This window comes from Lacticaseibacillus rhamnosus, from assembly GCF_900636965.1.
GTDB lineage: Bacteria > Bacillota > Bacilli > Lactobacillales > Lactobacillaceae > Lacticaseibacillus > Lacticaseibacillus rhamnosus.
Genome location: NZ_LR134331.1, coordinates 640201 through 654073, shown reverse-complemented (window position 1 = coordinate 654073; position 13873 = coordinate 640201). Strand labels below are relative to the sequence as shown.

At 46.6% G+C, this 13873-nt stretch carries 11 protein-coding genes; 2 read left to right on the top strand and 9 right to left on the bottom strand.

From position 1 onward, the window contains the following. Positions 1-57 precede the first annotated feature (57 nt). The 9 genes from EL173_RS03225 to lacT all read right to left on the bottom strand — a co-directional run bounded on the left by EL173_RS03225 (position 58) and on the right by lacT (position 10940). Complete coding sequence (locus EL173_RS03225; protein ID WP_005715123.1) at positions 58-1068, bottom strand: aldose epimerase family protein; 1011 nt, start codon at positions 1066-1068, stop codon at positions 58-60. A 74-nt stretch (positions 1069-1142) separates the two neighbouring features. Further along, a complete protein-coding gene (locus tag EL173_RS03220) occupies positions 1143-2138 on the bottom strand; it encodes a LacI family DNA-binding transcriptional regulator (protein ID WP_005691825.1) in 996 nt (331 codons plus the stop codon). A 41-nt stretch (positions 2139-2179) separates the two neighbouring features. Further along, on the bottom strand, positions 2180-3637 hold the full coding sequence (locus EL173_RS03215) for a UDP-glucose--hexose-1-phosphate uridylyltransferase (protein WP_005691823.1): 1458 nt from the start codon (positions 3635-3637) through the stop codon (positions 2180-2182). Beyond that, the gene (gene galE, locus EL173_RS03210) at positions 3634-4629 is read right to left on the bottom strand and encodes a UDP-glucose 4-epimerase GalE (RefSeq protein WP_019728487.1); all 996 of its coding nucleotides are present in this window, start codon (positions 4627-4629) and stop codon (positions 3634-3636) included. Before galE ends, EL173_RS03215 begins: the two co-directional genes overlap by 4 nt. Before the next feature lie 66 nt (positions 4630-4695). Further along, positions 4696-5862 (bottom strand): galactokinase, encoded by a 1167-nt coding sequence (locus EL173_RS03205; RefSeq protein WP_005684144.1) that lies wholly within the window; start codon positions 5860-5862, stop codon positions 4696-4698. Between the two features lie 333 nt (positions 5863-6195). Then, positions 6196-6531: a lactose-specific PTS transporter subunit IIA gene (gene lacF / locus EL173_RS03200; RefSeq protein ID WP_005691817.1), complete on the bottom strand. Its 336-nt coding sequence runs from the start codon at positions 6529-6531 to the stop codon at positions 6196-6198. 288 nt (positions 6532-6819) lie between these two features. Further along, on the bottom strand, positions 6820-8244 hold the full coding sequence (lacG, locus tag EL173_RS03185; protein WP_005691814.1) for a 6-phospho-beta-galactosidase: 1425 nt from the start codon (positions 8242-8244) through the stop codon (positions 6820-6822). A 55-nt stretch (positions 8245-8299) separates the two neighbouring features. Then, entirely contained in the window at positions 8300-10012 is a 1713-nt protein-coding gene (locus EL173_RS03180; protein ID WP_005691812.1) for a lactose-specific PTS transporter subunit EIIC, read from the bottom strand. A gap of 49 nt (positions 10013-10061) precedes the next feature. Next, on the bottom strand, positions 10062-10940 hold the full coding sequence (lacT, locus tag EL173_RS03175; RefSeq protein ID WP_005684149.1) for a transcription antiterminator LacT: 879 nt from the start codon (positions 10938-10940) through the stop codon (positions 10062-10064). Positions 10941-11381: 441 nt separating this feature from the next. Here lacT and EL173_RS03165 point away from each other — a divergent pair, with 441 nt between their 5' ends. Together EL173_RS03165 and glpK are read left to right on the top strand one after the other, a co-directional pair. Then, the gene (locus EL173_RS03165; RefSeq protein WP_005691806.1) at positions 11382-12110 is read left to right on the top strand and encodes a glycosyltransferase family 2 protein; all 729 of its coding nucleotides are present in this window, start codon (positions 11382-11384) and stop codon (positions 12108-12110) included. A gap of 206 nt (positions 12111-12316) precedes the next feature. Beyond that, complete coding sequence (glpK, locus tag EL173_RS03160) at positions 12317-13834, top strand: glycerol kinase GlpK (protein ID WP_015764267.1); 1518 nt, start codon at positions 12317-12319, stop codon at positions 13832-13834. Positions 13835-13873 lie beyond the last annotated feature (39 nt).

Sequence of the window (13873 nt, the reverse complement as noted above, 5' to 3'; positions counted from 1 at the left end):
CCCCAGCATACAAAAAAGCCCTTTGAGCATCCCCAAAGAGCCTTTTGTCGTTAACTATTATTCAAACGTCCAGGTATTCGCCAAGGTAAATGGTTCACCTGGCAGCAACGTGATCGCGGATAAATCCGAACCGCTTACTGGCGGATATTGGCATTCAAGTGCTACCCCATCAAATTGCTTGATGTTATGCGCAACGCCTGTACCATCGAAATGATTGGCTGTATAAACAACCACGCTTGGTGCAGTGGTGACAAGTGTCATCGTGTGATTTTTAGTTTGCAGCTTGGCGGCTAGTGCTTTGCCGTTTTTTAGGAGGAACGGGTGATTAATGCCACGTTCAGATGTAATTTGATCGGCACGCGTATGGATGACATCGCCCAGTTTTTGCCCGTTGCGAAAATCCAATACAGTACCCGCCACCGGTTGCCAGCCTTGATCCGGAAGATGTTCGGCGTCCAAGGGCTTATAGGCATCTGCTGGAATTGTCAGTACGGTTTCATCAATCGTAGCTGGTTGATCCAGTGCAAAATAAGTATGGTTGGTTGGATTAAACAGCGTCTCCTCATCACTCAATGCATCAACGCGATACTGCAAAGCATTCGCGTTTGTCAGCGTGTAAGTCACCTGTAATTTAAGATTGCCGGGATAACCGTTGTGTCCGGCCGGATCAACAAAAGTAAAGCTCGCACTCGCCGTCGTTGCAGTTTGCTCGGTGCGAAAATTGTAAACTTGACGATCGAGCCCATCATCTCCGCCATGAATATGGTTCTTGCCTTCATTCATCGGCAAATCGACTTTAACGTCACCGTGTTGCCAAACGTGCCCCCGAATTCGCCCGACAATGCGGCCAACCGTACCGCCAAGAAAATTACGTTCTTTTGAATAATCTTCGCGTGTTGGTAATGACAGCACCATGTTGTGGAGCCCATCTGCTTCCGGTAAAAGCACCTTCTCCAGCGTTGCACCATAATTTAACAGCTTAACTACCATACCTTGGTCGTTAGTGAGGGTTAATTCATAAAGATTTTGTCCCTGATACTGACCATATTGCTCAACTGAAACGTCCATCATAACCTCCTTATATCATGGTTCACGGATCGCACAGCCATCTTGCGGCATCATCTGACAGCTGCTGACGCCACCTACAAACTGCTGGCGCGCATAATCAACTCGCTTTTGAAATTAACCTGTCGCGGAACCCGTTTAGCATCATTCAAGCGCGCCTGTAGCAACTCAACTGCAGTTTGACCCATTTGATCGGTCGCTGCATGCACAGTCGATAACGGGGGCGTTGTAAACTTAGCCACGGCAACATCATTAAAACTGATGACCGAAACACGCTGCGGTACCGAAATGTTAGCTTCATTCAGCGCCCGCAAAGCACCCACCGCCATAGTGTCATTAGCAATGATAAATGCGTGTGGCAACCGCTCACCTAATTTTTCGATGGCCTGTCGCATTAGCCGATAACCGGAATCCGGGGTGAATTCACCGATCAATCGAAACTCGGCATGATCGATTCCGGCAGCTTTAGTCACACGATCAAATGTCGCGGTCCGAACATCCTGAAACTGTTCGCGTCCACTGCGGCTCGTTTCCAATCCGCCAAGAAAACCAATATCATCAATGCCGACCTTCTGAAAATGATCAATGATCTGGGCAATTGGGCCAGCATAATCGCCGGTAACGGAATCGCAATCAAACGCCAGCATATTCTGATCAACAAACACAATCGGCAACCCTAACGCCTTAATTTCGGCAACCTCACCTGCATCGTACTTGCCAAGTGCAATGATACCCTGAACATTTGCAACACTTTCCGCGTTTAATTGCTCCAGGTGCAGATTTTGCACATGATAACCAATGGATGCGGCCCTGGCTTCAATAGCGTACTGAATCTGCAGATAATAGAGGTCATTAAGCTCCTCTTGTTCACTCCGCCACTGAATTAGTGCCACCGTTGTTTGAGTAGCAACGCGTTTGCGGCGACGTGGTTTATACGCCAACTTCTCGGCTGTTTTTAGAACCCGTTGGCGTGTCTCCGGCGTCACTGCCAGTGTAGCGTCATAATTCAAAATCCGCGAAACCGTAGCGATCGACACCCCCGCCGCCTTCGCAATATCCGTAATCGTGGTCATCGATTCCCTCCGTTTCCCTGACCATTAACAACAACCAGCAACTATAGCGAGTGACAGAAGCGGCCAAATGCCTCTTGCCCGATCTTGTCACGTTTAAAGACGCCAGCATCTTCCAATACCCGGGCGAAGACTTTTCCGACTGCTTCTTGCAACTGACTTTCCGCATTTTCCGGTGTCCAATTGTAAGCCACTTTCAGCTGATCTGCCCAAGTCTTATGCATTGGCTTCATCTCATTAGCCTCGCCTAAGAGATACTTCTTAACTTCTGCTAATTCAGACTTAAGCCGCGCTGGCAAAATCGCCCGACCCATGACTTCAATTAAGCCAATGTTTTCTTTCTTAATATGTTGTACATCCTGATGCGGGTGGAAAATACCATCCGGATACTGTTCGCTCGTTTGATTATCCCGCAAAACCAGATCCAGTTGATACTCCGATCCCACGCGCCGAGCGATTGGCGTCACCGTATGATGCGGCTTACCCTCCACAAAAGCACGAACATTAACCGCTTCGTCAGTATACTGATTCCAAACCTGCCGGATGTGTTCAGCCGCATTGGTTAATTCTTCGCGATCGGCACTGACCAGCCGAATCACACTCATCGGCCATTTCACAATGCCGGCAAAAACATGCGGATGCCCACTGATCTCGATTTGCGTTTCGATCGGCGCTTTCGCCATCGGAAATGTGTGCCGTCCACCTTGATAATGCTCATGAGCAAGCATCGAGCCGCCGACAATTGGTAGATCCGCGTTTGAACCGACAAAATAGTCTGGAAACATGGCAACAATGTCGAGCAAGTTGGTAAAAGTACTTTGGTCAATCACCATGGGCTCGTGAATAGCGTCCAAAAAGATCGCATGTTCATTAAAATACGCATAAGGCGAATATTGAAAGCCCCAGGTTTTACCGCCTAACAAGAAACGGATAATCCGGTGGTTAGTACGTGCAGCAAAATTACTTCGGCCAGCATACCCTTCTGTCTGCAAGCAAAGTGCACACGCCGGATAACCCGATTGCGCATGGGCAGCGGCAGCGATATCTTTAGGATCCTTTTCCGGTTTGGATAGGTTGATCGTGATTTCAAGATCGCCATACTCGGTTTTTGCAGGAAAGACCAGGTTTTTAGCAATGGCCCGCGTTTGAATATAATTGTTTGCTCGACTTAGCGCGAAGAACCAATCTGTGGCTGCGCGCGGTCCTGCCTGATATTTATCCCAGAATAACTGATTGATCCGGCTTGGCGTTGGCGTGGCAAAATCCATTAATTGGGCTTCAAGGATTTGGCGTGCAGCCTGCGAATCCGCAATTTTACCGTTCGTTTGCGCGGCTTTGACCATTAAATCCAGATTATTCAGCGGATCCGGATCACCTGGCAGTTCAAGCGCCGCATCACCGATTAAATTAAGCAACTTATTGGTTAAATAAACCGAATCCATCTGCGTGTAATCAGGATTCAGCTTGATAATGGTCTCAATGTGATTGCTAATTGCGGTCAATTACGGTCACCGAAGCCTTCCGGATGATTCTCATGCCAGTTCCAAGCCGTTTCGATAATTTTATCAATGTCATCGTAGTTTGGCTTCCATCCCAGAATATCGCGAGCCTTCTCTGAACTGGCAACCAAAGTGCTAGGATCACCGGCACGCCGCGGACCCACCGTTGCCGGAATCTTTTGACCGGTAACTTTACGCGCAGCATTGAGAATTTCCATGTTTGAAAAGCCATGAGCAGAGCCAATATTAAATGCAGATGACGGATTGCCGGCATTCAAATATTTCAGTGCCAAAACATGTGCGTCGGCCAAATCAACAACATGCACATAATCGCGCACATTGGTACCATCTTTGGTTGGGTAATCATCACCGTAAATCTGCAAGCCTGTGCGGGTACCTGCAGCCACCTGCAAGATAATCGGAATCAAGTGGGTTTCCGGATGATGGTCTTCACCAATGGAACCATCTGGCATTGCCCCAGCCACATTAAAGTAACGCAAAGCAACATACTTCAAACCATAAGCAACGTCAGCCCAATGCATGATCTTTTCCATGGCCAGCTTACTTTCACCATATGGATTAGTCGGCACTTGCGGATCGGTTTCCTTGATCGGCACTTGTTTAGGTTCACCATATGTGGCAGCAGTTGACGAGAAGACAATCTTCTTGATCCCAAACTGATTCATGGCTTCAAGCAGCGTAATCATGCCGCCTGTATTGTTATCAAAATACTTCAGCGGATCTTTCATCGACTCCGGTACAATCGAAAATGCCGCAAAGTGCACAATTCCGTCAATCTTTTCCTGGCTAAAAACCTGACTCAAAAAATGGTAATCGCGAATGTCCCCTTGATAAAACCGGGCCCGTGGATCAACCGCCTTACGATGACCGGTAATCAGATTATCCAAGACGATGACATCTTCTCCATCTGCCAGTAACTGCTTAACTGTGTGTGAACCGATGTACCCCGCGCCGCCTAAAACTGCAATTGTCATATTAAAAATCGCTCCTTTGAATGTTTGTGATGCGTTTACTTAAGCCGAACATTTGGCCTTTTTGCCTCAATTCAATTGCTTAGCACCATCGGCAATGTCCGCTACGTAAAAGTGAGCGTCATACCCGATCTTTTCAGTATAAGCTTTCCCAACGTTACTGATAAAGTCCTCAACGTCTGCACTGTTGACAATAGCGATGGCACAACCGCCAAAACCGGCTCCGGTCATGCGCGCCCCTAACACACCACGTTGCTTCAAAGCATTGGTAACCAAGGTGTCCAACTCAATTCCGGTCACTTCATAATCAAAAGCCAAGGAGACGCCTGACGCAGAAACTAATTTGCCAAAGGTTTTAAGATCTCCTGACTGCAGTGCTTTAGCAGCCGTTAACGTACGTTGATTTTCAAATACCGCATGCCGGGCACGCTTAATCAATGTCTCGTCGTAGATCAAATAAGTATTTTCATCAAATTCATCTTCCGTTAGCTGCCCAAGACTCTTGACATCAATGCCTTTTTGCAACATCGCCAAAGCTTTCTCACATTCGCTGCGCCGTTCGTTATATTTAGAATCGGTTAATTCACGCCGCTTGTTGGTATTCATGATGACAATCACGTTGTCGCCCATTTCTACCGGCAAATATTCATACTTCATGGTGTTGGTATCCAGCAAAGTTGCCTGGTTTGCCCGTCCCATTTCGATCGCAAACTGATCCATGATCCCGGAATTGACGCCAATATAATCATTTTCGACTTTAACCCCGAACTTAACCAAGTCCAGCGGTGCAAAACCACCATCGAATAAGTTGTTCAAAATCGTGCCTACCAGCATTTCCAGAGAAGCAGAACTTGATAGCCCGGCACCATCCGGTAAGTTACCGTTGATATAAACATTTAGGCCATGCGTATAATTGATACCTGCTGTTTTCATGACCCGCGCCATTCCCTGAAAATAATCCGTCCACAAACCGCGCTTGTCCTGGAAAAGATCAGGGAACGGAATGTCAATAATACCCACTTTAGGGAAATTGGCCGAATACAAACGGAACGCATTGTCATCATTTGCCCCAACCGCTGCATACGTCCCAAGCGAAATCGCACAAGGGAAAACGTGCCCGCCATTGTAATCCGTGTGCTCACCAATCAAATTAATTCGCCCAGGCGCGAAAAAAGTGTGTTCTGCCTGCTTGCCAAATTGCTCCGTAAAGCCTTTCGTGACATCTGTACTGTTCACTGCCAATACCTCCTAATATTTAAAAACGCGTCAATTATTTGTCGATTTTTGTAACCGTTTTTATTTTACTAAAATTAACTCCAAAATGGAAGCGCTATTGTCGAATATTTTTTCAATCCGTAAATAAGCTTCCAAAACTCCGCTGATTTGTTTGCTGGTGTTTTAGTAAAAAATTCAGAAACATGATCACTATATACAAAAAGCATCAGATTATCTCACCTCCAATAATCCGATGCTTTTGCTGTTTAATCCATATGGCAACATGTTTACCAGGTCAGACGCTATCACTTGGTCAGTTTTACCACAAGAAGAGCGCGGGTGTTGGGTTTTAGTTTATTGCTTGTCTTCGAGTTGCTTGATACGTTTAAGCATTCGAATCATGTAACGAGACTGATCAATAAGCAACATGGTGGTCATTAACGTATCCTGCCCATGCACCATGATAAAAGTCACATCCATTTCCGCTCCGCCTGCTTCTTGGCTTAACAATTGCGTCTGTTGATTATGTGCTTCATTAATATCTTTTTGCGCTTCGTCAAGTTTGGCCTCGGCTCCTTCAAAGTCACCCGCTTCTGCAGCATTCAAAGCACGCAAAGCCGCAGTCCGAGCATCCCCTGCATAAGCCACAAGTGCAAACCCAACCATCGAAATCTCTTCTCTCGTCGCCATAATTCAACCTCCATTTTAAAAAAGTGAGCGCGAGCCGGCGCGCTTAGGGATCGGAGTGTAAGCGGCCTGGGGCGTGATGGCCGCTCTTTGGCCATTGCGATCCAGGTCCTTACACGCAGATTCCTGCGCCGGGGAGCGCGTTAATGTGAGCGCGAGCCGGCGCGGGTAGAAGTCGGAGTGTAAGCGGCCTCGGGCGAAATGGCCCGCTCTTTGGCCATTGCGACCCAGGTCCTTACACGCAGATTCCTGCGCCGGGGAGCGCGTTAATATGAGCGCGAGCCGGCGCGCTTATTCCGGAATCACATGCGTTTGGCTAACTTGTTTTAACCATTCGGCACTTTGCTTGACATAACGTTTTTGCGTCGGAAAGTCGACGAAAAACAATCCGTACCGTTTGCTATAACCATTTGTCCAGGAAAACTGATCCTGCAGTGACCAAACAAAGTAGCCTTTTACATTCGCACCAGCCTGAATTGCATCTGCAACGGCACTTAAATATTTTTTCAAATAATCAATGCGTTTGGGATCCGCGATGACCGTATTTGGCGTCACTTCTGCTGGTAAGGATTCTTTCAATCCAATACCGTTTTCGGTGACATAGATGGCTGGTACTAACGGATAATCTTGGTGAATCCGCATCAACATGTCATACATACCACGCGGATAGATGGACCAGTCCCAATCCGTTGTCTCAATCCCGGCTGGCTTCTTCTCCTCGCCGATACCGTGAAGGCGGGCAACTGACGATCCCTTTGAGCCATCACCATTATGAATCGTTTCCGACTTGCCGTGATAAGCGCGCAGCCATTTGCTGAAGTAATTATTAACGCCAACAAAATCAAGCTGGTGCGCCGCCTTCTTAATAGCCGCCATCTCTTCATCAGTGTACTTAAACATCGGTTGTTGATTGGCTGCCAGAATTTCTTTGATCAAAGCCAAGGTCTTAGGGGCGTAATCTCCTGCCAGTGTGCCATCTAAATACAGGCGATTTTCCAACGCATCCTGTAAATCAGCGGCATGCTGATCTTCCGACGAATCACTATATGGATAAGGTGTCTGCAAGGCATGCACGATACCGATTTCACCATCTAGCCCCATCGACTTGTACAAATTAACAATACGCGCATGGGCAACGATTTGATTATGTTCGGCCTGAAATGTTTTATCAAAATGACCGGTTTCCGCTGGTGGAAAAGTACCGCTCGTATATTGTTGCACTGCCATGGACGTTGGTTCATTGATCGTAATCCAGTGTTTGATTTCCGGAAATTCTTCGAAGCAAAACCGCGCGTACTCGACAAAATCTTCCAGCATTTCTTGACTCAGCCAGTCACCAATCGCATGTAACCGTTCTGGTGTATCAAAATGATGCAACGTTACAAACGGGATAAGATGATGCTTGGCACAGGCAGCAAAGAGCCGATGATAGAAAGCAACGCCACGAGGTTCCACCGCCCCGGCACCATCCGGAAAAATTCGCGACCAGGCAATTGAAAGCCGTATTACTTGATGACCATATGCTTCTGCTAACGCCAAATCCTCATCATAGCGATGATAAAAATCAGCGGCGGGGTCAGGACTAAACCGCCCTTGTTTTTCCAGAAAATCATCCCAAAGAACTCGACCTTTTCCGTCTTCTTTGGTTGCCCCTTCAACTTGGTAAGCAGCAGTTGCGCCACCGATTACAAAGTCCTTGGGTAATTGTTTACGCATGTTTTAACTTCCTCCTATAAAGTATGCAGACGAGTCTGTCTAGGTTGATGAACGCCTAAAGATTGGACTCAACAAAATCCAGTGCCATATCGCCGTTGTTTGTCAGTTCAATGTACTGGCGGCCAGTGGTTGTAACCAACTTAACGCCATATTTATCGGTAATCTTTTTCAAATTATCCTTCATACTTTCCATTTGTGGCGCCAGAATGACCATACTCATATCTTTGATCAAGTCCATATCCTGTCCATAAGCCCGAGCCGCGGCGGACAACTTCAACCCCCGCTCCTTAGACAGCTTGTTTAGCGCATTGGCTAAGATGCCACTGGTTCCACCACCGGCACAAAGCACCAGAACGTCAATTTCATTATTTTTGAAGAAACTCTCATCATGCGCTGCCGCTGGTTTTTCATCAGCCATTTCGGATGCTTCGACCTGAACCTCAGCCGTTTGTGGTGCAACCGTATCGGCAGCCAAAACCGCCGTATCCTGTCCTTCAATCACATCTTCTTTAGCTTTTTCTTCGGCTAAAAGCGTTCGATCGTACACGCGAATAAACGGGAAGTAGATAAGGACGTCTAACACAAGTGTCAACAATACAAAGACAAATGCCAGTGGAGCAAAACCGGTTGAAACTAAGATCCCGATGGGTGCCGGTACCGTCCACGGCATGGTGTAGATCATGCTATTCATGCCTAACACACTGACAAAGAACTTAAACAGGCAAACATTCACGATCGGCGTTGCCAAAAACGGAATGAAAAACATCGGATTCATAATAATCGGCATCCCGAAAAGTACCGGCTCGTTAACAGAAAATGTTCCCGGGATAAAAGCCGCTTTCCCGACTGCTTTTAATTGTGCCGAACGCGCCGCAAACAGCATCACGAACGCGACAACCAGAGTCGATCCCGTACCGCCAAAATTCATAACATAATCCATCGTGTTCATCGCCAACACATGTGAAACATGCTGTCCGGCTTGATATTGCTGGAGATTGGCCGCTGTATTGGCAATCATGATCGGAACAACAGCCGGCTGGACAATTGAAGGCCCCTGAACCCCACAGAACCAGAAGAATGCCATCGCGCCGGCAATCAACGCTAACCCCAGATAAGAATCACTGGCCTGGAAGAGTGGCGACAACACTTGAATAATCCAGCGCGGCAGGATCGTTCCCGTTGCTGCTTTAAACCCAACGCCAAAGAGCCAAAAAGCACTAACAGATAGCCCCATTGGAATTAAATCTTTAAATGACTGGGAGATATTGCCTGGAACCTGTGGCGGCAACTTAATCGTGACGTTGTTTTTAATACAAACGTAGTAAATATTAGGCACAATTAAGCCGACGATATAAGCGCAGATCAAGCCCTGAGTGCCCATGTAGGTTAAATCGACCCCGGTTTTAAGCGGTAAAATCGATAAAATGACAAAGGCGATTTCCGAAGCAACAATGACCGCAACCGGATTGATCTGGTTTGTCTTGGGTAATTCCAGATTCTTGCTGTCGGTTAAATTCTTTGCAGTCGTACCGGCAACAAATAATGCCAACAATCCCATTGAGTAGTTGTAAGCAATCATCAGGGTATCGGTCACATTCTTAGGCCAGTAAAACCCCCAAGCATTAGGAACATAAGCGATCATCATGAAGATACTGGAGAAGATGATGATCGGCATACAGGCAATAAAGCCATCACGGATTGCGGACACATACTTATTCGCCGCAATCGCTTCAAAAATCGGCTTTAGCTTATCGAAAACCTTATTCATGATACTTTCCTCCCGTGAGCGTATGCTGCCCTCCAAGCCAGCAAACGCGTTATGATTTTTTGCCCTGTTTTTGATCGTGGGCAGGCGCTTCGTTAATTAGCCGCTGAATATGAATGATAAAGTATAAGCGTTCGTCTTCACTCATGTTGCGATAAAGCTGATCCTTAATCTCATCAAAAATTTCCGAAGCAATCTGATAAGACCGCGGATAATTTTGCTCTAATTCATTGGCCACCTCGGGCACAATGGCAACAGCATCCGTATTAACACGCTGCAGTCGGTCAATCAGATACTGTAAGTGAATCATGAAGCGATCATAATAATTGCCGTTAGTTTGCGATCTCGTAATGCGATGCCGCTTCAAAACGCGTTGCACCAGTTGACTTAATGACGCCTCATTATTCTTATCAAAGGCCTGCTCGTTGTCGTCTTCACCGCTGGCATTGATGAAATGCAAGGCAAGATTTTTCACTTCGGAAGGTGGAAATGCTACGCCAAGGTTAGCTGCAATGATCTGCAACGCTTGGTTAGCTACGGCATACTCTGCAGGATACTGAATATGAAAATCCGGCACCATCGTCTCTTGATACGTTCCATTCTGATAACGTTTATAGGCTTCGTAAATATGATCGCTTAACGTAATGTAAATATAGTCAAGTACCTTAAGGTGAAATTGCTTTTGCGCAACGTCAATAATTTCATAAGTGGTCGTCACCACGTCGATCGGAATATTGCGAAGTAAAAAGTACAGATTCTGGCGGGAAGTTTCACTTGCAAGGTAGAAAATTTTTTCAATTTGTTTAGCCGGAATCACATCGCCACGCTTCTTTTGAAACGCGATCCCCCGTCCCTTAACAACCGCTTGACTATGGTTGTCTAGCTCAACCAACGCCACGTTATTGTTAAAGATCTGATCGATTTTCGGCATCTCATCATCTCCTCACCCAGACATAGAAAAAACCACAAATCACGCGCTACTCTCAGCGTCATGATTTGTGGTCTCGCCTAATTGAATAGTCACAATCCACAATGAATATTCCTATCAACAAACAAATTGTACCATATATAAACAAAATGTAAACGTTTTATTTGATTTACTTTCTGAATTTTCACAGACGTTTTTGCATAATCGTTTTAAAAGTTCACTTGCCATATAGACAAGCACATTCATAGATAAAATAACAACAATACTGTAACTGCTGTTTTCACCTCGCAATTTTTGTGGCTGAATCGTACCCCCCATCCGCGCCAAGCATTTTAATTGACGCCTTCCTAAATCAGACGATAATGATCGAGACGAATGAGCAAGCTGTTAACAATCCGGACAAAATATTGACCGTAACAGCACATCTTTTTCAAGGAGGTCATCATGGCAATTCCTGATTTAACCATTATTGTCCCCACCTATAACTTAGGCCGGTATCTTCCAGCGACTTTAAAGCGCATCCAGCAACAAACCATCGACGTGGAACTTTGGTTAATCGATGATGCTTCAACCGATGAAACTGCTGAAACCGCCGCCGCGTTTGTAAATGGCATCCCCAATTATCACGCAACCGCCTTTTCCCATCACCAAGGTATCGGCGCCGCACGCAATTTTGGTATTGACCATGCGACTGGGCGGTTCCTTGCGTTTGTCGATGGTGATGATCTGATTGCACCGACTTTTGCTGCGACCTTGCTACGCGGATTTACCCCCGGCGTTGTCGCAACAGCTGTCGGCTATGACTGGTGGCAGCGTAACCGCGGCGGCCCTGATCAATTTCAATTGCTATCACAAGCGGCAATGTTTGAACAGGTCTCGCATCACGGTACCGAAATTGGCGGTTATATTTGGAATAAGGCTTTCCCTCGTGCCAGCTTAAATGCCGGGCATATTCGATATGATGAACGATTACAAATTGCGGAAGATTACTACTTTACTGCTGACTTCGTTGCCCATACGCCCGGCATGTATGCCTACAACCCAACCATTCTCTACACCAAAGTCAACCGTCCCGACAGCACGATGCACCGATTTTCCCCGGCTGATCGGCGCCAGGAAATTCAAATTTTTGAACGTATTCTTGAATTAAAAAAATTAATTCAGCCGGACTAGTTGAGGTGAGAAACTGGTTTTGAGCCCGTATTTCCGCGGGTTTGGGCTAGGTCTATATATTCACGCTTTTAAATATTCACCTTATAGTTAAAATAACTTATGATCTATATAAGTGTACTACTTGCAATCAGCAGCAAAGTCATGTATAACTATTTTAGAAAACGTTTTCATTGTGCGCAATCATATTTTACTGGAGGTAGTTAACCGTGACAAACGAACAGCAGTATATTCTGGCGATTGATGAAGGAACAACCAGCACGCGTACCATCATCATCGATCACAATGGGCAAAAAGTTGCTGATGCCCAGCGCGAATTTCCACAGTATTTTCCACATCCTGGTTGGGTTGAACATAACGCAAATGAAATCTGGAATGCTGCGTTATCCACGATTGCCACAGCGTTTATCGAATCGCATATTCAGCCGCGCCAAATTGTTGGGATCGGCATTACGAATCAGCGGGAAACAACGGTCGTGTGGGATAAGCAAACTGGGCTGCCCATTTACAACGCCATTGTTTGGCAATCCCGTCAAACCAGCGACATTGCTGATCAACTTAAAGCGGATGGCTATGCTGATCTAGTTCACGATGCCACCGGTTTGCTAATTGATTCCTACTTCTCTGCTACCAAAATTCGCTGGATTCTGGATCATGTACCAGGAGCGCAGGAACGGGCTGAAAATGGTGAATTGCTTTTTGGCACCATTGACACTTGGCTATCATGGAAGCTTTCTGGCGGTGCCATTCATGTCACCGACTACACCAATGCTTCACGAACCATGCTCTTCAATATCCACAAGTTGGATTGGGATGATGAGATCTTACGGATTCTCAACATCCCCAAGCAAATGCTGCCGGAAGTTCGCAGCAATTCAGAAATTTATGGGGATGCAGCAGCCTATCATTTCTTCGGCAGTACCGTTCCCATTGCCGGTATGGTCGGGGATCAGCAAGCAGCATTATTCGGACAGCTGGCTATCGAACCGGGAATGGTCAAAAACACGTATGGTACCGGTGCCTTTATCGTCATGAATACCGGCGATAAGCCAACCTTGTCGAATCATAATCTGCTAACCACTATTGGCTACGGACTTAACGGCAAGATCACTTATGCCTTGGAAGGTTCGGTCTTTGTGGCTGGCAGCGCCATTCAATGGTTACGTGATGCCATGAAACTGATTGAGCGTTCAAGCGACTCCGAAGCTGCCGCACGAGCATCCAAGAGTCAAAACGAGGTCTATGTCGTCCCTGCCTTTACTGGCTTAGGTGCTCCTTACTGGGATTCGGATGCACGTGGCGCTATTTTCGGAATTACCCGTGGAACAACTCGGGAAGACTTCATCAAGGCAACGTTACAATCGCTTGCTTATCAATCCCGTGATGTTGTCGACACGATGAACAAGGATACCGGCATGCCGATTCCAGCTCTGCGCGTTGATGGCGGGGCTGCTAATAACGATTACCTCATGCAGTTTCAGGCTGACATCCTTGGTATTCCGATTGAACGCGCCGCCAACCTTGAGACCACTGCCATGGGTGCCGCCTTCTTTGCCGGGCTAGCAACCGGATTCTGGAACAGCACCGATGAACTCCAAAGTATCGTCAAGGTCGGTAAGCGCTTTGAACCGACCATGGACGTATCAGACCGGGAATCACTTTACGAAGGCTGGAAACAAGCCGTTGCCGCCACCCAACAGTACAAGCACACCTCCAAGCAAGACTAATTCATTCTAAAGCACGATCTTATTGCGCCATCATTTATC

Excerpts from the sequence above, each read along its gene's own strand:
- lacF (WP_005691817.1), bottom strand. The coding sequence starts at position 6,531 with ATGGCGACGAGAGAAGAGATTTCGATGGTTGGGTTTGCACTTGTGGCT.
- EL173_RS03180 (WP_005691812.1), bottom strand. The coding sequence starts at position 10,012 with ATGAATAAGGTTTTCGATAAGCTAAAGCCGATTTTTGAAGCGATTGCG.
- lacT (WP_005684149.1), bottom strand. The coding sequence starts at position 10,940 with ATGCCGAAAATCGATCAGATCTTTAACAATAACGTGGCGTTGGTTGAG.
- EL173_RS03220 (WP_005691825.1), bottom strand. The coding sequence starts at position 2,138 with ATGACCACGATTACGGATATTGCGAAGGCGGCGGGGGTGTCGATCGCT.
- EL173_RS03165 (WP_005691806.1), top strand. The coding sequence starts at position 11,382 with ATGGCAATTCCTGATTTAACCATTATTGTCCCCACCTATAACTTAGGC.
- EL173_RS03225 (WP_005715123.1), bottom strand. The coding sequence starts at position 1,068 with ATGGACGTTTCAGTTGAGCAATATGGTCAGTATCAGGGACAAAATCTT.
- lacG (WP_005691814.1), bottom strand. The coding sequence starts at position 8,244 with ATGCGTAAACAATTACCCAAGGACTTTGTAATCGGTGGCGCAACTGCT.
- galE (WP_019728487.1), bottom strand. The coding sequence starts at position 4,629 with ATGACAATTGCAGTTTTAGGCGGCGCGGGGTACATCGGTTCACACACA.